The following is a 24420-nucleotide window of genomic DNA, read 5'->3' as shown; positions in this document are numbered from 1 at the left end:
GGCTGATCTGGGCGGGCTGATCTGTAGCTTGGTTGGTGGGTGCTGGTCTGCGGCCTGGCTGCAGGGCCCTTGCCCGCCCACCGGCGCGGGACACGCCGCAAGTACGTCCTCGTAGGCTCTTACGCGGCATCCATGCCGCGTAAGGTCCCGCGACGGTGGGCGGGCAAGGACCAATCGGGATGAGCGGTATGCACAGTTGAAGAGCAGTAACCGCCGTGCGTAGTGCGCGTTGTTCGACACTGGTGCGCCGGCTTGAGGTGCGACACGGGGGCGACAAGCGGCTTTTCATACGACCACCGATCAGCTTCCTGGTGCGGTGCCCTCGCCGGTTGCGGGACCCTTGGCGGCATGGATGCCGCCAAGGAGCCTCCATGGACGGATTCACGGCGTGTCCCGCAAGTGGTGAGGGCACCGCGCTCCCGACCAGCTAGGCATTTGACCTCTGCCAGGCGCGCGCTCCTCACGTTTAGTAGGCCGATCTGGGTACGGGCCTGGCAGGAACAAAACCCTGCTGCGCTGCACCTGACCGTAATCCGGCGGGGCAGTAGAATAGGTCCATGAATGCGACCACTGCCCCCCTGCCCTATAGCGCCGCGCGTCTGCACGAGCTGGCGCACCTGCTGATCGGCAATATCCGCGAGCTGGCCCAGGCCGGCTGGACGCCGGCCACCAGCAGCAATTTCTCCCATCGCCTGGACGAACAGCACGCGGCGATCACCGTGTCCGGCCGCGACAAGGGCCGCCTGGTCGAAGAAGACATCATGGTGGTGGACTTCGATGGCCTGGCGGTTGGCCGTCCGTTGCGCCCGTCTGCGGAAACGCTGCTGCACACCCAGCTGTATCGCCGCTTCCCCGAGATTGGCTGCGTGCTGCACACGCATTCGCCGGTGCAGACCATTGCCTCGCGACTGTACGCCGGCAGCGGCATGATCCGGCTGGAGGGCTATGAGCTGTTGAAAGCCTTCGAAGGCAACACCACACATGAAACGGCAGTGGACGTGCCGGTGTTCGCCAATACGCAGGACATGCAGGTGCTGGCCGCGCAGGTCGAGGCCCTGCTGGACAAACAGAGCCTGTGGGGGTATCTCATCGAAGGACACGGTCTGTATGCCTGGGGCCGCAACATGGCCGAGGCGCGCCGTCACCTGGAGGCCTTCGAATTCCTGCTGCATTGCGAACTCGAACTGCTGAAGCTGCGCGGCCCGCGCTGAGTCCTCGCCACCTCCCCCCTTCCTTGTGAGCCAGATCGCCATGAGCCGACTTCGCATCTACAACGATTCCGATCCCAACCTGCCACAGCTCGATAGCCGCGACGGCGAGCAGATTGCCGCCGAGCTGAGCAAGATCGGCGTGACCTTCGAGCGCTGGAAGGCCAATCAGCCGATCGAGCCGGGCGCATCACCCGAGCAGGTGATGGCAGCCTACCGCGAGGATATCGAGCGGCTCAGCGCCGAGCGCGGCCTGAAGACCGTCGATGTGGTCAGCATCGCGCCGGACAATCCCAAGCGCGAGGAAATGCGCGCCAAGTTCCTGGACGAGCACTTCCACAAGGAAGACGAGGTGCGCTTCTTCGTCGCCGGCTCGGGCCAGTTCACGCTGCACGTGGACAACAAGGTCTACGAGATCGAATGCGTGAAGGACGACCTGATCGCCGTGCCCGACAGCACCCTGCACTGGTTCGACATGGGGCCGGAGCCGCACTTCGTGGCGATCCGCTTCTTCACCGAGCCCGATGGCTGGGTCGGCCACTTCACCGGCACCGAAATCGCCCAACAATTCCCCCGCTACGCCCCCGAGAAACCTCCAAAGGCCAGCTGACGATGACACGACCGCAAGCGATCCTCACCGATATCGAAGGCACCACCAGCAGCATCTCGTTCGTCAAGGACGTGTTGTTTCCGTATGCGCGCCGCGCCATGCCGGCTTACGTGCAGGAGCACGGCGGTCACCCGCAGGTGCGGCACTGGCTCAACCAGGTGGCCGACGAGATCGGCGAGGACGTGCCGGACGAAGTCCTGGTCAGCACCCTGCAGACCTGGATCGACGAGGATCGCAAGCACACCGCACTCAAGGCGCTGCAGGGAATGATCTGGAGCGACGGCTACAAGACCGCCGACTTCACCGCGCACATCTATGCCGATGCGGCGATCCAGCTGCAGGCCTGGCATGCGGCCGGCATTCAGCTATATGTGTATTCGTCCGGCTCGGTGCCGGCGCAAAAGCTGTTCTTCGCGCATAGCGATGCCGGCGACCTGAGCGGGCTGATCAGCGACTGGTTCGATACCGAGGTCGGCCCCAAGCGCGAGAGCGCCAGCTACCGCCGCATCGCCGAACGCATCGGCGTGCCGCCGGGCGAGATCCTGTTCCTGTCGGACGTGATCGAAGAGCTGGACGCCGCCAAGCGTGCCGGCATGCGTACCGCGTTGCTGGACCGCCTTGAGGATTACCCCTCCCCACGCTCGGCCGACGAGATCGGCAGCCACCAGCGCGTGGAAAGTTTCACCGAGCTGGCGCTGTAAGCGCGATCGGCAAGTCCGCTGCGCTCATCCTCGGGTGAGCGCAGTCGTTACTCCGCGTTGCATGCGCTCCTGATGCATTGCGGTTCAAGCGCGCCGTGCGCACCCGCCTGACGGCAGGCTCGCGGCGCGGTTGCAGGCGTGGCTCAGCCGACCTTGTCGCTGCGCAGTGGCGAGACTTGGCAGGCCTGCTGCAGGCAACGTGTTCTGCAAGATGTGCTTGAAGCGGATCGATGGACGTTGTGCAACGTCATGGCCTGCGTTGCGATCACTGCGCCCCCGCGCTCCACCCGTCCTCCCAGACCTCGGCGTTTGTCATGTCGCTGCATTCCCCCTTTGGACCGAACGCCTTGCTGCGGCGACTCTCCTTGTTGATCGTCATCGTGGCCTTGATGGCCGGCTGTCATCCCGATGCCGGTGCCGCACTGCCCAAGCAGGCGGCGGCAGGCAAGGATGAGGTCGACCCGGTCGACCAGGCGGCGCTTGCGCAGGCATTGAACGCGCTGCAGCCACAGCGTCCTGGGGTGACCGACCTGTATGTGGTCGGCTTCGCCGGCGATGCCAGCGACGATGTGTTTCGCAACGAGACGCTCTACCTCAGGCAGCTGTTCGAACAACGCTTCGCTGCGCGCGGCCGCGTGGTGACGCTGGTCAACAACCCCGACAATCTGGGCGAGCAGCCGTACGCACCGCTGGCAACCTATGACAACCTGTACGACACGCTCGCCGCAATCGGCAAGCGCATGGATCGCAAGGAAGACGCGCTGCTGCTGTTCGTCACCACCCATGGCACCGAAGACCACACGCTGTACGTGCAGGTGGACCAGGACGAGGAAGACTTCATCAGCCCGCAGGATCTGCGCCAGGCATTGGACGATGCTGGCATCGGCAATCGCATCATCGTGCTGTCGGCGTGCTACTCGGGTGGCTTCATTCCGGCGCTGCGTTCGCCCGACACGCTGATCCTCACCGCCGCGCGCGCGGACCGAACCTCGTTCGGCTGCGGCAACACCTCCAATGCAACCTACTTCGGCCAGGCCTGGCTGATCGATGCGATGAACCGCAGCGACGACCCGCTGGCCGCGTTCGATATGGCCAGGACGGCGATCACTGCGCGTGAGAAGCAGGAAGGCGAACTGCCGTCGTTGCCGCAGCAATCGCTCGGCAAGCGCATCGCGCCGGTGCTGGCACGCTGGCGTGCAGGGCTACATGCAGGCGCGGCCGTAGCCTACCCGTATCCGCCGCTGGAGACCGCCCCGGACGCCGGGCAGGACCAGGATCCGGAATCCGATCCCGATAGCAGGTCGCTGGACGACCCGACCAAGATTAAGGTGCCGGCCGCACCGGCCAGCCCGCGCAAACCGTCGCCCGTGCCGCCACCCGCGACGCCATGAAGATTGCCACGCACTGAGACTAATTCTCATTTCGTCAGCGCTGGCGCAGCCTCGCTACACTCGCCCGGCCAGCCAGCTCACGCCAGCCAGCATCGATCCCCGCCAGCGCGCCATCGCCTGCCAGCCCGGATCCCAAAACGCCTCCCTCGTGGAGGCGCTTGTGTTTCCGGCGATAGGGTTCAAGCGTCAACGAACCAACAACCAATCACCGTAGGAGCGCATTGATGCGCGACGGGCTCCACACCAGAACCCCCGCCCCACACACGCCTCCTCTTCAGGGATCGGCGCGCTGCAAGCGATACACCGTGCGTGCGCTGTACTGCCCGGTCGGCAGCGATGCGCGTACGTCGACCGCGTGCTCGCCCACTTCCAGCGTGGTCGGCAGCGCACCACGCCATAGATGCGTGGACGGCGTTGCCTCGGGCGAGCGGTCGTAGCCGCGCAATTGCTCGGCCGCATCGTCACGCACGTTCTCGGCCAGCAGGCGCGGATCGGCGCGCTCCACCCGCTTCATCGGTTGCCATGCGCCATTGTCGATGCGCATCTCGACGAGGGTGTCGTCCTGGCCCATGAAGACATTGGCGTAGATCCCCCAGGCCGCATACGCACCCTGGCGCAGCACCTTGGGCGCGTGCAGCAGCAGTTGCGCATCATCGACCGAACGCGCGACGTGATAGGCCAGCGTGTAGTCGCCGCCGGGCGCGACCCGCAGCACCGCGTACCCGTTCGGCGTGCCGTCGCTCATCGTCGCGTCTGGAATGCCGTCGGCATCCTTGGCACCGGACCAGAACGCCCCGCAGGCCGCGCCGACGTTGTATTCGTGCAGCGGGCGGGCGCCCTGCCAACCTTCGTCAGCGCCGTGATCGACCTGTCGCTGGGTATGGCTGTGTGCGCTGAGCACCAGCACATGCGGAAAATCCTTCAACAAGGCGAACAGGCGGCGACGATCGGCATGCCGAAAGGTCTCCTGCCCCGGCGCCGCGTCGAACAACGGAATATGCATGCCCAGCACCAGCAGCCGCTCGCGCGGCAGCTGCGCCAGATAGGCCTGCAGGAACGTGAACTGATCCTCGCGCAGGCCGCCCACATAGGCCGGTTTGCCGCCTGGCGTATAGATCACATCGTCCAGAAACACGAAGCTGGCGTTGACCTCTTCCACCGCATAGGTGTCCGGGCCATAGACGGCACGCCAGCTGTCGAGCGAATGCGCATCGTCGCCCGCGTCGACGTTGAGATCGTGATTGCCCGGCACATGGAACCACGGCACGCCGAGCTGGGTGGTCACCTTGTTCAGGGCCGGGTACAGGCTCAGATCGTCGCTGACGATATCGCCCAACGTGGTGCCCAGCCTGGCCGAGGTCTTGCCGACGATCGGTGCCACGATATCGCGCTGGTAGTAGCCCACGTCGGTCAGGCTGGCGGTCTGGCTGTCGGCAAACACCAGCATCTGGAAGCCTTCCTTGCCGGCACTGGCGCGCGGGGTCAGCGCAAAATCCCAGTGCTGCGTATTGCGCCCGGTTGCGGCGATGCCTGGATACTTGCGCTTGGCCGAGCCCTTGGGCGCGTAGTGACGCCAGAAACCCGGCAGTCCGTCGGCGGCTGGCACGAAGCTGCGCTCGCCCGGTTTGATCACGAACACCGTCTGCCCGTCACGCACCGGCAGGCGATAGCGGCCTTGCGCGTCGGTACGCACCAGTTGCTCGCCGTTGGAGACCGCTACATCGGCAATGCCGGGCTCATCGGCGCTGCGCCCGGCGCGCCCGTCGCGTTCTTCGTAGACGGTGCCATCGACCACGGCATCGCGCGCGTAGGCGCTTCCCGCGAGCACACCCAGGGCCAACAGAGCAAAGCGAAGCTGCATGCGTTTTCCCGCGCGAAGATCAGCGGAAATTGTACCCGCCCTCGCCAGGCGCACGGCGCGAAAGAGACGCCGACACTTTCCGTAGGAGCGCACCCGGGCGCGACGGGCATTACCGATAACGCCCGTCGCGCCCGGGTGCGCTCCTACATGACTACGTTACTTGTGCCGCGACTCCAGCAACGCCACCGCGTCGCCCAGGCCCAGGCCGCGCGCGCGCAGCAGCACGATCAGGTGATACAGCAGATCGGCAGACTCGCCGAGCAACTCGGCATCGCCCTGCACCACGCCGGCCAGCGCGGTTTCCACGCCCTCCTCGCCCACCTTCTGCGCAATGCGGCGGATGCCCTGCTCGAACAGCTTGGTGGTGTAGCTGCCGTGCGGGCGCTCCTGCTCGCGCGTGGCGATCAAGGCATCCAGGCTGCCGAGGAACTGGCCGGGCGCGCCCGGGAAACAGCTGGTGCGGCCCAGATGGCAGGTCGGCCCGTGCGGGCGCGCCTGCACCAGCAGCGTGTCGGCATCGCAATCGGTCTCGATCGACACCACCCGCAACACGTTGCCCGAGCTCTCGCCCTTGGTCCACAGGCGCTGCTTGCTGCGGCTGAAGAAGGTCACTTCGCCACACTGCTGCGTCACCGCCAGCGCTTCGGCGTTCATGTAGCCCAGCATCAGCACGCGCAGGTTGTCGGCGTCCTGCACGACCACCGGCAACAGGCCCTCGCCCTTGCTCCAGTCCAGCGCGGCGAGCGCGTCGCCCGCTGTCATCTCATTACTGCCCATCACGTACCTCGATCTGTTGCGCGCGCAGGAATTGCTTGAGTGCCGGGATCGGAATCGCGCCGCTGTGAAACACACTTGCCGCCAGCGCGCCATCGACATCGGCCTGGTCGAACACATCGGCAAAATGCTGCATCTCGCCAGCACCGCCGGAGGCGATCAAGGGCACGCTGCAGAGTGCACGCACCTGACGCAATTGCGCGATGTCGTAACCGCGCCGCACGCCGTCGTTGTCCATGCAGTTGAGCACGATCTCGCCCGCACCCAGGCGCTGCGCTTCGGCCACCCAGTCCAGCGTGCGCATCGGCAAGGCCTGGGTCTTGCTCGGGTCGCCGGTATAGCGACGCACCCTCCACTGCCCATCGTCCTCACGAATCGAGTCGACACCGACCACCACGCACTGCACGCCGAAGGCATCGGCCAGCTCGGAGATCAACTGCGGGCGGCCAAGCGCGGGCGAGTTGATCGAAATCTTGTCAGCACCGGCATGCAGCACCGCGCGCGCGGTTTCCACATTGCCGATGCCGCCGGCCACGCAGAATGGGATATCGATCAGCCGCGCCACCCGCTCGACCCAGGTGTAGTCGACCGAGCGCCCTTCCGGGCTGGCACCGATGTCGTAGAACACCAGTTCGTCTGCGCCCTGGTCGCGGTAGCGCAGCGCCAGTTCGACGATGTCGCCCATGTCGATGTGGTCGCGGAACTTGACGCCCTTGACCACGCGCCCGTCGCGCACGTCCAGGCACGGAATGATACGGCGGCTCAGCATGCCAGTGCCTCCTTCAACGCCAGATGCCCTTCCAGCAAGGCCTTGCCGAGCACGATACCGGCGCAGCCGGCAGCCTTGGAGGCCGCGACATCGGCCAGGTTGCGCGCACCGCCGGACACCTGCACCTGCAACTGCGGCGCCAGCGTGCGCAGGTGCGCGTACAAATCCATATTCGGGCCGGACAGCATGCCGTCGCGCGCGATGTCGGTGCACAGCAGATGCTGCAGGCCGGCCTGCGCGTAACGTACGGCCAACTGATCCAGCGTGGCCTCGGCGGGCTCGGTCCAGCCGTGCACCGGCAACTGCCATACGCCGTCGGCGTCCTGGCGCGTGTCCAGCGCGATGGTCAGCCGATCGGCGCCAAATTCCTGTAGCCATTCGATAACGCTGTCGGCCTGGCGCACCGCCAACGAGCCGATCACCACGCGTGCGGCGCCGGCATCGAGGATACGCGCCACGTCCTCGCGCGAGCGGACGCCACCACCGGTCTGCACCCGCAAGCCGGTGGCACGTGCGATCTCGCCCAGTGTGGTGGCCAGGGTGTAACCACCGGCCTTTGCCGCATCCAGATCGACCAGATGCATCCACTGCGCGCCGGCATCGGCAAACGCCTGCGCGCGCGGCAGCACATCGTCTCCGTACTGCGTCTCGCGTGCGTAGTCGCCTTGCAGCAGGCGCACCACGCGGCCGTTGCGGATATCCAGGGCCGGGTAAACGGTGAAACTCATGGGAAGCTCATCTCAAGAAAATTGCGCAGGATGCGTGCACCGGTTTCGGCCGAACGCTCGGGGTGGAACTGCGCGCCGCAGCGCAGGCCTTGCTGCACCACCGCCGTGAACAGGCCACCGTGATCGCAGGCGGCCACGGTGTTGGCCGTCACCGGCGCGGCATAACCATGCACGAAATACGCACTGGCACGCTCCGGCAGGCCGTCCAGCAGCGCGGACGCGCGCATCGGCACCAGCTGATTCCAACCCATATGCGGTACGCGAATGCCGAGCGCCGGCGTCATGTGACGCACGATGCCCGGCAGCAGACCCAGGCAATCGACATCGCCTTCTTCGGAATGCTCGAACAGCAACTGCATGCCTAAGCAGATGCCGATCAGTGGCACCTGCAGTTGTCGCAACGGCTCGACCAGGCCCTGTGCGTGCAGGCGCGACATCGCTTCGGGCGCAGCGCCGACGCCAGGCAGGATCACCCGCTGCGCGCCCTGCAACCCGGCTGCATCGCGTACCAGGCGCGCTTCCACGCCCAGCCGCTCCAACGCGTAGCGCACCGAGCCCAGGTTGGCGCCGCCGGCATCGATCAACGCGACATCGGTCATAGCGCACCCTTGGTGGTGGGCAACGCGGTGCCTTCGCGACGGATCGCCTGGCGCAACGCACGCGCCAGGGCCTTGAAGCAGGCTTCGACCTTGTGGTGATCGTTCTCACCGCGCACGCTCAGGTGCAGGTTCAAACCCGAGGCGTCGCAGATCGAACGGAAGAAATGCGGCACCAGTTCGGTCGGCATGTCGCCCACACGTTCGCGTTTGAACTCGCCTTCGAACACGAAGTACGGCCGGCCACTGAAATCCAGCGCGGCACTGGCGATGGTTTCGTCCATTGGCAGCGTGAAGCCATGCTGCGCGGTGTCGCCGGCCACGCGCCACGGGCTGTCGTCGGGATCGAAGCCGTAACGGCCGATGCCGCGCTTGTCGCCCAGCGCCTCGCGCAAGGCTTGGCCCAGCGCCAGACCGGTGTCTTCGATGGTGTGGTGCTCGTCGATGTGCAGGTCGCCTTCGGCACGGATGTCCAGCGCAAAGCCGCCGTGCTTGCCGATCTGTTCCAGCATGTGATCGAAGAACGGCAGGCCGGTGGCGGTCTTCGGCTCGGCCACGCGGTCCAGATCCAGTTCGACGCGGATCTTTGTTTCCTTGGTGTTGCGTTGAACCACCGCACGCCTTGGCGCATCGGCCAGCTCGTGCGCGATGCCGGGCCAGTCCCACTCGCCACCGAACTCGTCGGTGCGCAACTGGAAGCCACGGATATTGAGGTTCTGCGCGAACTGGATGTCGGTGATGCGGTCGCCCACCATTGCCGAGCGTGCCCAGTCGATCGTGCGGTCCTGCAGGTAAGGCACCATCAGGCCGACCCCGGGTTTGCGCGTGGGCGCGTTGTCGGCCGGCCAGCTGCAATCAATCAACACTTCGCGGAACACGATGCCCTGGCTGGCGAAGATCTGCAGCATCAGGTTGTTGGGGCCATCGAAGGACGCGCGCGGATAGCTGTCGCTGCCCAGCCCGTCCTGGTTACTGACGATGACGAACTGATAGCCGGCATCGCGCAACTTCAGCATCGCCGGAATCACGTTGTCGACCAGGCGCAGTTTTTCATAGGCGTCGATCTGGTAATCGGCCGGCTCGGTGATCAGCGTGCCGTCGCGGTCGACGAAAAGAATCGGGGTCATGCGGCGGCCTCCTGCTTGCGTTGCAGCGCGCTCAGCACGCGCTCGTTCTGTTCGGGCGTGCCCAGGGTGATGCGCAGCGCGTCGGACAGCTGCGCAACCGCGCGTTGGTCGCGTACCACCACACCGGCCTCCAGCAGCGCCTGGAACGCCGCCTCGGCATCGTCGAAGCGCACCAGCAGGAAGTTGCCCTGCGAGGGATACACCTGACGCACACCGGCAAGCTGCTCGAGCGCCTGGTGCACGCGCGTGCGCTCGCTGCGCACCTCGGCGATGCGCCGACGCGTGACCTCCAGCGCAGGCGCCGACAAGGCCTGCTCGGCCATTGCCGCGCACGGCGTCGGCACCGGGTACGGCGCCTGGCAGCGCCGCAGCAGGGCGATCAGCTCGGCGTTGGCGATCAGGCTGCCGATGCGCGCCGCTGCCAGCGCATGCGCCTTGGACAGCGTGCGCAACACCGCCAGATTGTCGTAGCGCGCAAGCAGGCTCACAGCCGATGGCACATCGGAGAATTCGCCGTAGGCCTCGTCGACCACCACCAGCGCTTTGCCCTGCAGGGCCTGCACGGCGGTTTCGATCGCGTCCAGGGCAATCGCCGAGCCCGCCGGGTTGGACGGCGAACACAGGAACACCAGCTTGGCCTGCGAGGCCAGCGCTGCCGCGACGATCGCCGGGATATCCGCGTGGAAACCCGCAGGCCCGTCCACCAGCGGCACCTCGACCAGGGGTGCGTTCTGCAGGCGCGCGCACACCGCGTACATGCCGAACACCGGCGGCGTCACCACCACCGCATCGCGCCCGGGGGCGCACAGGCCGCGCACCAGCAGATCGATCGCCTCGTCGCTGCCGCGGCCGATCAACAGCTGCTCGGGCGCGCAGCCGTACAGCGCCGCCAGTGCACTGCGTAAACCCTTGGGTTGCGGATCCGGATACCGCCGCGTGCTTGCGCCCGGGTCGGCCGGATTGCCCCAGGCCGACTCGTTGGCGTTGAGCCACACATCGCCCTGCACGGCGCTGGTGCGTGCCGACGAATAGCCGGCGAACGCACGCAGGTCCTCGCGCACCAGATCCAGAATCGATGACGTGCTCATGCTGCCACTCCCATGCGCAATGCCACTGCATTGGCGTGCGCATCCAGGCCTTCGGCGCGCGCCAGAATCAGCGCGCATGCGCCGATGCCGTCGATGCCGGCCTTGCTGGCGGCCTGCACGCTGACCATATTCTGGAAGCTGGCCACGCTCACGCCGCTGTAGGCGCGCGCCGCGCCGCTGGTCGGCAACACATGGTTGGTGCCGCTGCAGTAATCGCCCAATGCTTCGGGCGTGTAATCGCCGAGAAACACCGAGCCGGCCGCTTCGACTTGGCTCAGCCACGCACGCGGCTCGCGCAGCGCGAGAATCAAATGTTCCGGTGCATAGCGGTTGCTGATCGCAAACGCCTCGTCCAGGGTCTGCACCTTGATCAGGCGCGATTGCGCCAGCGCCTGGCGTGCGATCCCGGCGCGCGACAGTTGCGCCAGCTGGGCATCGAGTTCCACCTGCACCGCTGCGATCAGCGCATCGCTGTCGGACAGCAGCAGCACCTGCGAGTCCGGGCCGTGTTCGGCCTGCGACAGCAGATCGGCGGCAACGAAGGCCGGCTGCGCACCGGCATCGGCGATCACCAGCACTTCGGACGGACCGGCCGGCATGTCGATGGCCGCCGCGCCGGACTGCGCCACCTGCTGCTTGGCCTCGGTGACGAAGCTGTTGCCCGGGCCGAACAGCTTGTCGCAACTCGGAACCGATTCGCTGCCATACGCCATTGCCGCAATCGCCTGCGCACCGCCGAGCTTGAACACCCGGCGCACGCCGGTCAGCTGCGCGGCGACCAGCACCGCCGGATCCACGCTGCCGTCCTTGCGTGGCGGCGTGCACAACACCACCTCGCGGCACCCGGCCAGACGGGCCGGCACGCCCAGCATCAACGCAGTCGACGGCAACGGCGCACTGCCGGCCGGCACGTACAGGCCGACCCGGCCGATCGGCCGCACGATCTTTTCGCACACCACGCCCGGCGCGGTCTCCACCGCATAGCCGTCGCTCATGCCGGCGCGGTGGAAGGTGTCGATGCGCGCCACCGCATCCTGCATGGCCTGACGCAGTTCCGGCGCCACGGCCGCTTCGGCGGCAGCGAATTCGGACTCGCTCACGGCAAAGCTGTCCAGCGCCACGCCATCGAAACGCGCGGTGATCTCGCGCAAGGCGGCATCGCCGCGTGTGCGCACATCGGCAATCAATGCAGCCACCGCGTCGCGCGTCTGCGTGGCCACGGTCTGCACCGGGCGGGTCAATGCCTGCGTCCGTGCAGCGGCGTCCAGTTGCGACCAATCGAGAATATTCATGCCAGCGAGCGCTCCACCGTCAACACCATCAGACCTTGCGCACCTGCGCGTTCGAGTTCTTCCAAGCGTTGCCAGGTCACCGCGCCATGACACATGGTCTGCAGGCGCAACGCGCCGTTGCCATCGTCGGGCAACTGCACCAGCGGCTCTGCATCGGGCAGCAGACGGCGCAGCGCATCCACGTTGCCGTGTTCAGCGCGGAACATCAGCAGCTTGCTGTCGCGCAGCTTGAGCACGCCGTCCATGCGCCGCAACAGCATCGCCAGCAGCGCGGCGCGTGCGTCGGCCGGCTCGCGCACCGCACCGGCCAGCACTGCTTCGCTCTCCATCACCAGCTCGACCGGCTTGAGCTGGTTGGCGGCCAGGGTGGCGCCGCTGGAAACCAGATCGCAAATCAAATCGGCGGTGCCCAGGCGCGGGGCGATCTCCACCGAGCCGGACAGCTCCACCACCGCCGCGTCGATGCCCTGGCGCTCCAGCCAGTCGGCCAGGATTGACGGGTAGCTGGTGGCGATGCGCTTGCCGGCCAGTTGCGCCACGCCCTGCCAGTCCCACTCTTCCGGCACCGCGAGCATCAACCGGCACTGGCCGAAACCGACTCCGCGCACCGCGTGATACGCGGCCGGCAGGCCGCTGCGGCGGCGCTCGGATGCCTGCTCTTCGAGTTCGTTCTGGCCAACGATGCCCAGATCGCAGACGCCATCGGCGATCAGGCCGGGGATGTCGTCATCGCGCACCAGCAGCAGGTCCACCGGCAGCGATTCGCCGTAGCAGAACAGCTTGTCGCGGCTCTGCCGCCAGCTCAGCCCGCAGGCCGCCAGCAGGCTGCGCGCCGGTTCGGCCAGGCGGCCGCTCTTCTGGATGGCGATACGCAACCGGTCACGTGCCGGTGCTGCCGTGGAAGCACTCATCTTGTTCTCTCAGTGGGATTCGACAGGGCGCGACGATTGCTCGCGCAGGGCCTCGGCATAGCCGCCGGCGCCATGTTCCAGGGTGCGCGCAACGCGCCCGATGGTGGTCACGCTGACCTGGGTCAGCTCGTGGATCTCGCGATACGGCACGCCCTTGATCAACAAGGGCACCACCCGCCAGCGGTCGGACATGGCCTCCAGCTCGGCGGGCGTGCACAGATCGCGCAGAAAGGCCTCGACCGCGCCGGGTTCCTTCAGGCACGCCAGCGCATCGGCCAGCATCTTGAGGGAGGCGGCGGCATCGGCACTTTCACGGGGGGCAGGTCGTTGTTTCATTGCGTTAATGTAATAGCGTGTTAGCACATTAACGCAAAGGCAGTCCCTGAGACAAGCCCGATGGGCGAAGCGTTCAGAGAAGTCCCGGACCGTGGCGGCGGACCAGAAACGACAGACCCACCGACACCAAGGTGCCAGTGGGCCTGTGCACGCTTTGGCAGGCGTGAGCGCCGCTACCCGTCTTTACCACCCTGGCGGCGCCATCGCGCTGCTTCCGGAGGCGTCAATCGCCGTTGACGTTACCGGCCACCAGCATTGCCCTGGCCTGCTCCAACTCCACCAGCAAGGTGCTGGCCAGCTCGTCGCGGGCCACGTCGAACTGCTGCTCGCGCACCAGGTCCTTGACCGCCACCACCCCGCGCGCCAGCTCGTCGTCGCCGGCCAGCACCACGAAGCGGATGCCCGCGCGTGCGGCGTACTGGAACTGCTTGCCGATCTTCTTCGGCTCCATCTGCACTTCGGTATTGATGCCGCCGATGCGCAGCCGGCGCGCGATATCCAGCGCATCGTCCAGGCGCGACTCGTCCATCAGCGCGACCATCGCGTGCACGCTGCTCTCGGCAATGCCCTGGATCAGGCCGGCCTCGCGCAGCTGCCAGAACAGCCGGGTCAGGCCGATCGAGATGCCAACGCCGGGCAACTTGGACTTGGTGTAGTGGCTGGCCAGGCTTTCGTAACGGCCGCCCGAGCAGATCGAGCCGATCTGCGGGTGGTCGGTCAGCGTGGTCTCGTAGACCGTGCCGGTGTAATAGTCCAGCCCGCGCGCGATCGAGAAGTTCAGGCAGTACGCGCTCTCGGGCACGCCCAGCGCCTTGACCAGTTCCAGCACCTCGCGCAGCTCGGCGATGCCCTCGCCCAGCGTCGCGCTCGCAGCGACCGAGGCCTCCAGCGCCTGCAGCTGCGCCAGCGCATCGGCATGCCCGTTCGAGCGCACCGCCACGAAGGCCAGGATCTTGTCGACCTGCGCGGCGGCGATGCCGAAGCCTTCGCCCACCAGCGTGTCGCGCACGTAATCGGCGCCGCGCTTGTCGATCTTGTCGACCTCGCGCAACACCGCCAGCTGCAGCTCGCCCTCGGCCACGCCCAGGCTTTCGAAGAAGCCGCGCAACAGCTTGCGGTTGTTCAACTGCACCTTGAACGCGCCGATGCCCAGCTCGGCGAACACCGCGTGGATCACCGCCAGCACTTCGGCGTCGTAGCGGATGCTCAACGCATCCTTGCCGATCACGTCGATGTCGCACTGGTAGAACTCGCGGAACCGCCCGCGCTGGGCACGCTCGCCGCGATACACGCGCTGCATCTGGTAGCGGCGGAACGGGAAGCTCAAGTCGTGCTCGTGCTCGGCCACGTAGCGGGCCAGCGGCACGGTCAGGTCGAAACGCAGTGCCAGCTCCGGCAGGCCGCCCTCGCCGCCCTCGTCTGCCGCCGCGGCGGCATTGGCCAGCGCGCCGGTGGACTGCACGAAGTAGACCTGGCGCTCGGTCTCGCCGCCGGACTTGGTCAGCAACACATCGGACAGCTCGAACACCGGGGTTTCGACCGGCAGGAACCCGAACCGCTCGTAGTTGCGGCGGATGACGTCCAGCATGCGCTGGAACGCGATCTGCTCGCGCGGCAGCAATTCCATGATGCCGGGCGGCGTACGGGGCTTGATCACGAGCGAAACTCCTGCAGGGCAATGTGGCGAACGCGCAATTCTACCGGCTGCCGGCCGCGCTGACCGCATGGCGTATCATTCACACGCATTCCAGCAGTGCGTGACTCATGTACCGGCAGCTTCCAGACCCCAGCACGACCTGCCCGGCGCCCGGCGCGGCCACGCGCACCGATGCGCGCGGCTCCGACTGCGCACAGTGTGCGGTCCGCGGCCGGGCCATCTGCGCGGCGCTGTCGCCGCAGGAAATGGACGCACTCGACCAGGCCACCAGCGCCCAGTCGTACGCGCCCGGCAGCACCCTGGTGCGCGCCGGTGACACCCGCCACCACGTCTATACGCTGACCTCCGGTGCGCTGCGCATGGTGCGCACGCTGGCCGACGGCCGCCGCCAGGTCACCGGCTTCGTGCTGCCGGGCGATTACGTGGGGCTGACCGAAACCCCGCAGCACCGCCACGATATCGAAGCCATCATCGACAGCCGGGTCTGCCGCACGCCGCTGGCACAGATGCGCCAGTTGCGCGAGCGCTACCCGCAGCTGGAACGCAAGCTGCTGCAGCGTGCCAGCATGGAGCTGGCCGCCGCGCAGGACACCGGCCTGCTGCTGGCGCGCCTGCAACCGGGCGAACGGCTGGCGCACTTCCTGCTGCGACTGGCCGCCCGCTCCACCCAGCCCGGCGCCAGCGGCGACACCGTCGCCCTGCCGATGAGCCGCAGCGATATCGCCGACCACCTCGGGCTGACCGTGGAAACGGTGAGCCGCACCTTCACCAAGCTGCGGCAACAGCAGCTGATCGCGCTGCCGCAATTGCATCTGGTGCAGATCCTGGATTACGCGGCGCTGCGCAGCCTGGCGGGCGATACCGTCTGAGACGCGACGGCCAACAGGACCGATGTAACCAGCGAGCGCACGCACCCATAGGCGCAAGTGGTGCGGATGTTGGCATCAACAATTTCGGATGTTTGCGCGCCCGTCCGCACCAGGCCATCGACCAAGCTTTGCTTTGCGCGTCGCGCAGACAGCAAGCATCGCCGCGCGTGACTGACCCGCAGATTCGAACGCGATGCCGGCACTCCAGGCCGCTCGCGCGATCGTCACCGCCCGCGCCGCCTACAACGACTCAGCGACCGCCCAGATTCGCGCTCGCCACCGACGCGCCGCAGCCGCCGCCCAGCAACCGCGATTGCCGCAGCCAGGCCCGGTCCGGGTAGTAGGCGAATACGAAGGCGCCCTCACGCAAGGTATCGATCAACTGTCGGGCCACCGCCGGACGCACCGCCGGGCAGCCCAGGCTGCGGCCAAGCCGGCCCTGCGTGCGGATCACCGCCTCGCTGACATAGGGCGCGCCGTGGATCACGATTGCGCGGTCGCGCGCATGGTCGTTGAACCCGGGCTCCAGCCCCTTCAGCCGTAACGAATAGCCGTTGTGGCCGGTATACGACTCCTGCGCGGTGAACGCGCCCAGGCTGGACTGGAAACTGCCGTCGTCGTTGGAAAACTTGGCCGCCAGGTTGTTGCCGGTGTTGCGCCCGTGCGCCACCCATTCCTGGAACAGCAACCGCTGCCGCTCCAGATCGAACACCCACAGCCGGCGCTCGGTCGACGGCCTGCTGTAGTCGATGACGCTCAGCACGCGTTCGGCGCCCACCTGCTGGCGCTGCCGCGCGCATTGCAGCGCCTCGGCCGCCAGGGCCAGCACCTGGCGATCCAGCGACGGCGCCTGCCGCGCCAGTGCATCGACCAGACCCGTACGCGGTGCGCCCAGCCCCGGCAACGGTGCGGCGGAGATGGCATCGGCCGCACTGGCCATTCCAGCCGCTGCCCACCCGCACAACGCGGCGGCAACGGCGATCACTCGATAAGACATGCAACGACCCACATCGGACGCGGCGCCATGGCGGAACCGCACCCCCTACAAATAGCCGCATGTGCGGCACTTTCCAACCCCGGCAGGCTGAACGCGTTCGGTCAGGCCGCATCCGCAAGCAGGCGCTGCCGGAACGCCGCGTAGTCCGGCGCCAGCGTTTCGGCATGCGCAGGACGCTGCAGCAGCGCGGCTAGTGCCGGCGGCACCTCCACCTCACGCCCGATCAGCGGCTCGACCACGCCCTCGAACTTGGCCGGATGTGCGGTGGCCGCCACCGCCCAGTCGCCGGTGCCGCCCTCGGCCCCTTCTGCGCGCAGCTGCTCGAGCACATGCACGGCGGTGGCGGTATGCGGGCAATGCACTTCGCCATAGCGCGCAAAGCGCTGCTGCACGGTGTGGCGGATCGCCGCATCGTCCACCGAGAGCGCACGGAAGGCCTCGCGCAGCGCCGCATCGTCGCCCTGGTAGAGCCAGCGCAGCCGTTCGAAGTTGCTCGGCGCACCCACGTCCATCGCATTGGCCAGCGTGGCGATGCTGGGCTGCGGCGCGTAATCGTCGCCGGCAAAATAATCCGGCAACACATGATTGGCATTGGACGCCAACGCGATACGGCCCAGCGGCACACCGAGCGCGCGCGCCAGGATCGCCGCCAGCCCGTTGCCCAGATTGCCGGTGGGCACCACCAGATTCAGCGCCGCCCCCGCCCCGGCATGGTGCTGCAGGGCGGCGTGCGCGTAATAGCTCATCTGCGGCAGCAAGCGGCCCAGGCTGATGCTGTTGGCCGAACTCAGCGGCAGCTGCGCCTGTAGGTCGGCATCGTTCAAGGCCTGCTTGACCATCGCCTGGCAATCGTCGAACGAGCCGGCCACGCGCAGGGCGTGGATGTTGTCGCCGAAGCAGCCCAGCTGATGCGCCTGGCGCGGCGACACGCGCCCGTCCGGATACAGCACCACCACGCGCAGCCCCGGCTGGCGGTGGAATGCCGCGGCCACGGCAGCGCCGGTGTCGCCGGAGGTGGCAACCAGGATGGTGAGCGGGCGGTCTTCGGCACGGCGCAGGCGGGTCAGGCAGGCGGCAAGAAAGCGTGCGCCGAAATCCTTGAACGCGGCGGTCGGGCCATGGAACAGCTCCAGCGCGTAATCGCCGGGCGTGCCCAGGGCCACCAGCGGCGCCGGGAAGTCGAACGCTTCGGCACAGATGGCCGGCAGCTCGGCCGCCAGCGCATCGCCGTCGAAGAACGGCTGCAGCAACGTGGCGGCGGTGTCGGCCAAGGTGGTGCCGGCCGTCAGCGTGCGTGCCGGTGGCAGGGTCTGCGGCACGTACAGGCCGCCATCGGGCGCCAGGCCGGCGGCAATCGCCTGGCTCAGGCTGGCGGCGGGCGCGCCGCCACGGGTGGAGAGAAAGTTCATGGTGACGACTCCAGACAAGACGAAGACGGGGCGTTGCCCGTGAATGAGAAGGCCGGACACTGCGGCATGGCCGCGCCGCGTCGCGGCGGCACCCGGCAAGGGCGGCGCAGCGCTATGCTGCGCGCACCTTCCAGTGGAGCCGGCAGATGATCAAAGTCAGCGTGATGTACCCGTACCGCGAAGGCGCCCGCTTCGACCATGCCTACTACCGCGACTCGCACATGCCACTGGTGAGCGCGCGGATGGGCGCGGCCTGCCTGCGCTATACGGTGGACAAGGGCATCAGCGGCGGCGAGCCGGGCAGCCCCCCGGCCTTCATCGGCATGTGCCATATCTTCTGCGAGTCGGTGGAGGCCTTCGGCGCCAGCTTCGGGCCGCACGCCGAGGAGATCCTGGCCGATATCGCCAACTACACCGATCTTGCGCCGGTCATGCAGATCAGCGAGGTGGTGGTTGGTTGAAGCGTGCCTTGCGCGCTGCACGGCCTGCCTGCCGTGCGCGGGCGATCGATCGACGACGACATCCGCGCGACGGCTCATGCGAGCAACCGCGCGGCCGGGCTGGCGATCGGAGACACCCAGTGCTGGCTATCCAGGCCAACGCCTGCGAAGGCGGTCTTGACCGATGCGGCGGCAGCGTCGGCGGCCGCGCGCGATGCGAACCAGGCGAACACACTGGGGCCGGCGCCAGAGATGCTGGCGCCCAACGCATCGTGATCCAGCGCGGCCTGCTTGGCAGCGGCAAAGCCGGCGATCAACGGCGCGCGGCGTGGTTCGACCAGCACATCGCGCAGGCCCGCCCGCACCAGCCCCGCATCGCCGGCATGGCAGCCGGCCAGTACCAAGGCCAGGTTGGTGCTCTGCGCGACGAACTCACGCAGCTGATACTCGCCGGCCAAGGCTTCGCGCGCGCGGCGGGTTTCCAGCACCGCATCCGGATGCACCAGCAGGCTGTGCCATGCCGCCGGCACGTTGATCGGCACCAGACGCTCCAGCGTGCACAGCACCAGGCCGCCTAAAAACAACGGGCCAAGATTGTCGCCGTGGCGGCTACCGCTGGCCACCGCCTCGCCATCGAGTGCGTGCTGATACAGCTGCTCGTTACTCAACGGCGCATCCAGCAGCGCGTTGGCGGCAACCAACGCCGCCACGCATGACGCTGCAGAGCCGCCCATGCCCGAACTCAAGGCGATGCCTTTGTCGATTTCGATTTCAAAGCCGAACGGCAGCGACAACGCCGCGCGCAACGACATCAATGCCGCACCGGCCGTGTTGCGTTCGGCATCCAGCGGCAAGGCCACGGTGGTGCCGCGGATGGCGGCGATGCGCACCACAGGCGCATCGATGCGCCGCACCGTGACGGTGTCGCCGACGCCGTCGATGGGATAGCCGAGCAGATCGAATCCCACCGCCACATTCGCCACCGAGGCCGGTGCAAAGGCGCGTGCCTGGCCAAGCTCGCGCGCAGCGATCGCCACCTGTTGCATCTCCGCGGACTGGTCTGCAACCGCCTGATTCACAAGCGTGCCCCCTCGCCCGCCGCCACCCGCAGCAGATCGGCAAACACGCCGGCCGCGGTGACTTCCGGGCCAGCGCCCGGGCCTTGCACCACCAACGGGTTTTCGCAGTAGCGACGCGTGGTGAACTGCACCACGTTGTCGGTCAGTCGCAGGTTGGCGAACGCGTGATCGGCCGGCAGTTCGACCAGACCCACGCTGGGAGCACGATCCGGCGGCAGCTGCGCGACATAGCGCAGCACATTGCCGCGTGCACGTGCGTCGGCCAGGCGCTGCGCGAACGTCGCATCCACCTCATGCAGGCGCGCCATGAAATCGTCCACGCTGGCCTGACGCAGTGCTTCGGGCACCAGGCTTTCGACCTGCACATCTTCCAGGCTGATCGCGCGCCCGGCTTCGCGCGCCAGGATCACCAGCTTGCGCGCCACATCCACGCCGGACAGATCGTCACGCGGATCCGGTTCGGTATAGCCCATGCCGCGCGCCTGCGTCACCAGTTCGGCGAACGGCACGCTGCCGTCGTACTTGTTGAACAGCCAGGCCAACGTGCCGGAAAAGATGCCCTCGATCGAGGTCACTGCATCGCCGGTATCGACCAGATCGCGCAGCGTGGTGATCACCGGCAAGCCGGCGCCCACGGTGGCTTCGTAACGGAAGCGCGCGCCGCTGGCATCGGCCGCCGCACGGATCGCCTGATACCGCTGCAACGGGCCGGAGCCGGCCTGTTTGTTCGGCGTCACCACATGGATGCCCGCAGCCAACCAGTCCGCATAGCGATCGGCCACTTCTGCGCTGCCGCTGCAATCGATGATCACCGTATGCGGCAGATGCGCGGACAACAGGTGCGTGGTGAAACGCTCCAGATCGGTCGCGGTGGCTGCCGAAGCGAAGGCATCGCGCCAGTTGCCGACCAGGCCGCGCTCGTCCAGCAGCATGCGGCCGCGCGAGACCACCGCGCGCAGGCGCAGATCCAGGTTGGCCTTGCCCAGCAACTGCGGCTGCGCAATGCGCAACTGGTCCAGCAACGCCGCGCCCACGTTACCCGGGCCAATCACGCCCACCGAGAACGTCTGCGGCGACAGCCAGAAGCCGGCATGCGCCGCGCGCAAGGCCTTGGTCGCATGCGCTGCGTCGATGGCCACCGAGATGTTGCGCTCCGACGAACCCTGTGCGATCGCCAGGATATTGACCTGCGCACGCCCCAGGGACTCGAACAGCCGCGCCGCCACACCCGGCTGCCCGGCCATGCCATCGCCCACTGCAGCGAGCACACTGATGCCGGTGGTCAGCTGCACACGCTGCACCTGACCGACCGTAAGTTCATGCGCAAACGCCTGCAGCAAGGCATTGCGTGCGCGCTCGGACTCGTGCTGCTTGACCACGCAACAGATCGAATGCTCGGAAGAACCCTGGGAGATCATCACCACCGACACCTGCGCCGTGCGCAGCGCCGCGAACACGCGCTCGGCGGTGCCCGGCACGCCAATCAGGCCGGTGCCTTCCAGGTTGAGCACGGCCAGATCGGGGCTGAGCGTCAGCCCCTTGATCGGCCCGCTCACCGCGCTGCTGGCGGTGATGCGCGTACCCGGATGTTCGGGCTGGAAGGTGTTGCGGATGATGATCGGCAAGCCGCGCTCGATTGCTGGCGACATGGTCTGCGGGTGCACCACCTTGGCGCCGAAATAGGCCAGCTCGCAGGCCTCGTCGTAGCTCAGCGTTTCCAGCTGCACCGCTTCGGGCACCACGCGCGGATCGGCCGACAGTACGCCGTCCACGTCGGTCCAGATATGCAGCTCATCGGCATCGAACAAGGCCGCGAAAATTGCACCTGAATAATCGCTGCCGTTGCGCCCCAACGTGGTGATGCGGTCGGCGCGGTCGCGCGCCACGAAGCCGGTGACCACCACGCGCGTCTGCGGATGCGCCTGGCGCCAGGTCGCAAGGCGCTGCGCGCTGGTGTCCCAGTCCACATCGACACCGAGTTCGCCACGGTTGACCACCAGCACATCGCGCGCATCCAGCACCGCGCAATCCTCGCCAAGCGCACGGAAATGGTCGCCCAGCAACTGCGCCGAATACACCTCGCCCAGGCCTTGCACGCGGTCGAGCACCTCGCGCGGCAGCTCGCCGATCACCGCCAATGCGCCCAGGATCTGCGATAGATGCTCGAAGCGCTCGTCCAGCCACTCCACCGTCGGCCCGGAATGCTCGCCCAGCAGGGCCACCGCCGCACCGCGATGGCGCGCACGCGTCTCATGCCAGCGCTCGCGCCATTCGGGGCGGTTCTGCGCGGCCAGTTCGGCCAGCGCGATCAAAGCATCGGTCACCCCCTTCATCGCCGACACCACGGTGACCTGCACCGACTCGTCGCGTGCCAGCAACAACTGCGCCACATGCCGGTAGCGCTCGGCATCGGCCACCGACGTGCCGCCGAATTTGTGCACGACGGTGCGTGCGGAAGATGCGGCAACAGCGGCGGGTTCGAGCAAAACAACAGGCGATGACATCGACAGACCTCGTTAGGGAGGCCCCGTCCGCATCAGATGAGGGAGGAAAGCCCCCGCATCCTGATCCGGGTGCGGGGCCGTTGTTTTCGGAAGTTACGCGAAGACGACGGGCCGCACCGGGCGAATGGTGACGGTGGTAATGGTGGTGCTAATGCCGGCCACGCCCGCACCCGGCCGCAGCTGCGGCTGACAGGTAAGCGAAGCGGTGGCGAAAGCATTAGGCATGTATGCAAAAGACATCACCGGGGCGAGGCCTGTCAAGCGCTGCGTGAATGGGCAGGCGCACGTGCTCGGCAAACAGAACAGAAAACCTTTCGGCTCAGGGATTTAAGCGACGCTCTCGCAAGCAATTGATTGCTATGGAAACTTTCGGAGCAGCCTCAGCGGGCGGCCCTGCGCAGGTTTCGAGCATGGATTGATGCAGTCGTGCGACTTGGCTAAGGCGATGCGGCTGAGGGATCGCTTGTGCGCGAGTGCATCACATCGCTGCCGGTGTCACTACGCCAAGCAACATATCACTCCGGATCAACGGTAGATGATCGCCATCGCCGCGACGCACGGTGCAAGTCAGCAAGCGCAGCAGAAAGATCAGCCAAGCACCTGAGGATTGAGCTGCCAGACCGAAAAGTTGAGCGCAGCCGCGAAGCTCACCCACGCCAGATACGGCACCAATAACCACGCCGCCAGTGCCTGCCGCTTCGCGAACACGGCGATCGTTCCGGCCAACACCAGCCACAGCGCCACGATGTCGGCAAACGCCCAGGCTCCCAACTGCCACGCAAAGAACAGCCAGCTCCACAAACCATTGAGCGTCAACTGCAGCACGAACAGGCCCAGCGCCGGACGCGTCCCCGCCCGGCTGCCACGCCGCCACACCAACCAGACCGACACCGCCATCATTCCGTACAACACTGTCCACACCGGTCCGAACAACCAGCCCGGCGGCGCCCACGCCGGCCGCGCAAGTTCTGCATAGAAGCCGGCCGCCTGGATGGATGCCATCGCACCAAGCCCAGCGACCGCATAGCACAGCGCCAACCAGCCGAAGAGGCCGAACCATTGCGACTTTCTTGAAGTACTTTGCGTCATGACTGCCTGAAGTGTTGTAAGCGCTTCGCAGCGTGGCAGAGCATCTGTGCAAGCCGTGACTACACGAATAAACCGTCTGAACCCAACCAATCAAACATGTGCTAGCCCCACCATATCGCTGACTGCAAGGCCTACATGACTATTGGGTTGACCGAGTCCCAACGGGTTCGACACTGAGTTTCAACCTTAAGCCTCTGTCTTTTTTCGTAGCTAGTACTCAGTTGGCGTGGAAACTGACACCGGCCCGTACGCGAGCTTCGGTCATCGGGTCAATTCCTACGACAAGTACAAACATTTATTATTTATAAATACAAATAGATGCATCTTCCCAATTAAAGTTAAAAATCCACTCACAGGTGTTAAATAAATTTTTACGTAACTAAACCGCGCCCTGAATGAATCTAATTTTCCAGCAGTCCCCTCTAGCAATCCAATATTTTTCTTTTTCTGGTATTAGAAAATTGAAATCAACATTTTTTGCAATCCAGCCGGGATAAACAAGATCTTCATGAAATCTACCATGATCCAAGTGCATATAGATCATTCTATCGAAATTGATATAAAACATAGGAAGTAGTGTTGAAATATTTCCAGCAACTCTAAAATCATGTGCATTCAACTCAACCCCAGATAGATAATATTTTTCAACAGAGTTAAAAATTGACAAAACATCACCGGCGCTATCGGAAAAAAAAGTTCTTTCGAGATCATCTTTTGAAATTACGACCACATCATCAACTTTCAAGTATTTAAAGAAATTCTCTGAATTTAACTTAAGTACGCCACCCCTAAAGCTCTCACAAGCCGACAGGTATTGCTCTTTATTTATATTCCCTTTGTCAAGGTGTGCCTTATAATCACGCTCCGCATCAAGAGAAAAATTGTACTTATGATCCAAAACCCAGTAACACCTCCCATGGTGCACAAAAAAACATATAGCTTTCTCGCCACTATATAAATCATCAAAAATACTTCTATTCAATC

Annotated in this window: 23 protein-coding genes; 6 read left to right on the top strand and 17 right to left on the bottom strand. The window is 65.9% G+C overall.

What is annotated here, in order from left to right; genetic code table 11:
- Positions 1-557 precede the first annotated feature (557 nt).
- The 4 genes from ABQ039_RS08945 to ABQ039_RS08930 all read left to right on the top strand — a co-directional run bounded on the left by ABQ039_RS08945 (position 558) and on the right by ABQ039_RS08930 (position 3910).
- Positions 558-1211 carry a methylthioribulose 1-phosphate dehydratase gene (locus ABQ039_RS08945; protein WP_016904399.1) on the top strand — a complete coding sequence of 218 codons (654 nt, stop codon included), beginning with the start codon at positions 558-560 and terminating at the stop codon, positions 1209-1211.
- Between the two features lie 40 nt (positions 1212-1251).
- Positions 1252-1818: an acireductone dioxygenase gene (locus tag ABQ039_RS08940; RefSeq protein WP_024937737.1), complete on the top strand. Its 567-nt coding sequence runs from the start codon at positions 1252-1254 to the stop codon at positions 1816-1818.
- Between the two features lie 2 nt (positions 1819-1820).
- Positions 1821-2519 (top strand): acireductone synthase, encoded by a 699-nt coding sequence (gene mtnC / locus ABQ039_RS08935; RefSeq protein ID WP_349777842.1) that lies wholly within the window; start codon positions 1821-1823, stop codon positions 2517-2519.
- Between the two features lie 314 nt (positions 2520-2833).
- Positions 2834-3910 carry a C13 family peptidase gene (locus ABQ039_RS08930; RefSeq protein ID WP_349777843.1) on the top strand — a complete coding sequence of 359 codons (1077 nt, stop codon included), beginning with the start codon at positions 2834-2836 and terminating at the stop codon, positions 3908-3910.
- Positions 3911-4184: 274 nt separating this feature from the next.
- Here the strand turns inward: ABQ039_RS08930 and ABQ039_RS08925 are convergent, their stop codons facing one another.
- The 11 genes from ABQ039_RS08925 to hisS form a co-directional block, all read right to left on the bottom strand.
- Positions 4185-5771: a calcineurin-like phosphoesterase family protein gene (locus ABQ039_RS08925; protein WP_349777844.1), complete on the bottom strand. Its 1587-nt coding sequence runs from the start codon at positions 5769-5771 to the stop codon at positions 4185-4187.
- 156 nt (positions 5772-5927) lie between these two features.
- Positions 5928-6548, bottom strand: a complete 621-nt coding sequence (gene hisIE, locus ABQ039_RS08920; RefSeq protein WP_047125464.1) for a bifunctional phosphoribosyl-AMP cyclohydrolase/phosphoribosyl-ATP diphosphatase HisIE — start codon at positions 6546-6548, stop codon at positions 5928-5930.
- A complete protein-coding gene (gene hisF / locus ABQ039_RS08915; protein ID WP_046342440.1) occupies positions 6538-7314 on the bottom strand; it encodes an imidazole glycerol phosphate synthase subunit HisF in 777 nt (258 codons plus the stop codon). Before hisF ends, hisIE begins: the two co-directional genes overlap by 11 nt.
- Positions 7308-8042 (bottom strand): 1-(5-phosphoribosyl)-5-[(5-phosphoribosylamino)methylideneamino]imidazole-4-carboxamide isomerase, encoded by a 735-nt coding sequence (hisA, locus tag ABQ039_RS08910; RefSeq protein WP_349777845.1) that lies wholly within the window; start codon positions 8040-8042, stop codon positions 7308-7310. Before hisA ends, hisF begins: the two co-directional genes overlap by 7 nt.
- Positions 8039-8641, bottom strand: a complete 603-nt coding sequence (gene hisH, locus ABQ039_RS08905) for an imidazole glycerol phosphate synthase subunit HisH (RefSeq protein WP_349777846.1) — start codon at positions 8639-8641, stop codon at positions 8039-8041. Before hisH ends, hisA begins: the two co-directional genes overlap by 4 nt.
- Entirely contained in the window at positions 8638-9765 is a 1128-nt protein-coding gene (gene hisB, locus ABQ039_RS08900; protein WP_024937745.1) for a bifunctional histidinol-phosphatase/imidazoleglycerol-phosphate dehydratase HisB, read from the bottom strand. The genes hisH and hisB overlap by 4 nt, the downstream gene beginning before the upstream one ends.
- The gene (gene hisC / locus ABQ039_RS08895; RefSeq protein WP_065032268.1) at positions 9762-10853 is read right to left on the bottom strand and encodes a histidinol-phosphate transaminase; all 1092 of its coding nucleotides are present in this window, start codon (positions 10851-10853) and stop codon (positions 9762-9764) included. Before hisC ends, hisB begins: the two co-directional genes overlap by 4 nt.
- Positions 10850-12145: a histidinol dehydrogenase gene (gene hisD / locus ABQ039_RS08890; protein ID WP_349777847.1), complete on the bottom strand. Its 1296-nt coding sequence runs from the start codon at positions 12143-12145 to the stop codon at positions 10850-10852. The genes hisC and hisD overlap by 4 nt, the downstream gene beginning before the upstream one ends.
- Entirely contained in the window at positions 12142-13056 is a 915-nt protein-coding gene (gene hisG, locus ABQ039_RS08885) for an ATP phosphoribosyltransferase (protein ID WP_349777848.1), read from the bottom strand. Before hisG ends, hisD begins: the two co-directional genes overlap by 4 nt.
- 9 nt (positions 13057-13065) lie before the next feature.
- Positions 13066-13392 carry a YerC/YecD family TrpR-related protein gene (locus ABQ039_RS08880; RefSeq protein WP_039521339.1) on the bottom strand — a complete coding sequence of 109 codons (327 nt, stop codon included), beginning with the start codon at positions 13390-13392 and terminating at the stop codon, positions 13066-13068.
- Positions 13393-13615: 223 nt separating this feature from the next.
- Positions 13616-15049 carry a histidine--tRNA ligase gene (hisS, locus tag ABQ039_RS08875; RefSeq protein WP_104595543.1) on the bottom strand — a complete coding sequence of 478 codons (1434 nt, stop codon included), beginning with the start codon at positions 15047-15049 and terminating at the stop codon, positions 13616-13618.
- Positions 15050-15294: 245 nt separating this feature from the next.
- On the opposite strand from hisS, the gene ABQ039_RS08870 reads away from it, so the two are divergent.
- The gene (locus tag ABQ039_RS08870) at positions 15295-15918 is read left to right on the top strand and encodes a Crp/Fnr family transcriptional regulator (RefSeq protein WP_054592468.1); all 624 of its coding nucleotides are present in this window, start codon (positions 15295-15297) and stop codon (positions 15916-15918) included.
- Between the two features lie 250 nt (positions 15919-16168).
- On the opposite strand, the gene ABQ039_RS08865 is transcribed toward ABQ039_RS08870, so the two are convergent.
- Positions 16169-16915 (bottom strand): murein L,D-transpeptidase catalytic domain family protein, encoded by a 747-nt coding sequence (locus tag ABQ039_RS08865; RefSeq protein ID WP_349777849.1) that lies wholly within the window; start codon positions 16913-16915, stop codon positions 16169-16171.
- Positions 16916-17016: 101 nt separating this feature from the next.
- Positions 17017-18324 carry a threonine synthase gene (gene thrC / locus ABQ039_RS08860; RefSeq protein WP_104574217.1) on the bottom strand — a complete coding sequence of 436 codons (1308 nt, stop codon included), beginning with the start codon at positions 18322-18324 and terminating at the stop codon, positions 17017-17019.
- Between the two features lie 146 nt (positions 18325-18470).
- Between thrC and ABQ039_RS08855 the strand changes: the two genes are divergently transcribed.
- A complete protein-coding gene (locus tag ABQ039_RS08855; protein ID WP_065032272.1) occupies positions 18471-18785 on the top strand; it encodes an EthD family reductase in 315 nt (104 codons plus the stop codon).
- 74 nt (positions 18786-18859) lie between these two features.
- Here ABQ039_RS08855 and ABQ039_RS08850 read toward each other — a convergent pair whose 3' ends face one another.
- The 4 genes from ABQ039_RS08850 to ABQ039_RS08835 form a co-directional block, all read right to left on the bottom strand.
- Positions 18860-19810: a homoserine kinase gene (locus tag ABQ039_RS08850; protein ID WP_349777850.1), complete on the bottom strand. Its 951-nt coding sequence runs from the start codon at positions 19808-19810 to the stop codon at positions 18860-18862.
- Between the two features lie 29 nt (positions 19811-19839).
- Positions 19840-22347: a bifunctional aspartate kinase/homoserine dehydrogenase I gene (thrA, locus tag ABQ039_RS08845; RefSeq protein ID WP_167708863.1), complete on the bottom strand. Its 2508-nt coding sequence runs from the start codon at positions 22345-22347 to the stop codon at positions 19840-19842.
- A 588-nt stretch (positions 22348-22935) separates the two neighbouring features.
- Positions 22936-23436 (bottom strand): TspO/MBR family protein, encoded by a 501-nt coding sequence (locus ABQ039_RS08840; RefSeq protein WP_184610550.1) that lies wholly within the window; start codon positions 23434-23436, stop codon positions 22936-22938.
- A 379-nt stretch (positions 23437-23815) separates the two neighbouring features.
- On the bottom strand, positions 23816-24418 hold the full coding sequence (locus ABQ039_RS08835) for a hypothetical protein (RefSeq protein ID WP_221232405.1): 603 nt from the start codon (positions 24416-24418) through the stop codon (positions 23816-23818).
- Between the last annotated feature and the right edge of the window lie 2 nt (positions 24419-24420).

Origin of the sequence: Xanthomonas sp. WHRI 6108 (assembly GCF_040202385.2) — a bacterium.
GTDB classification, from domain to species: Bacteria; Pseudomonadota; Gammaproteobacteria; order Xanthomonadales; family Xanthomonadaceae; genus Xanthomonas; species Xanthomonas arboricola.
The sequence above is the reverse complement of the archived record's forward strand: the minus strand, read 5'-3'. Positions and strand labels throughout refer to the sequence as shown.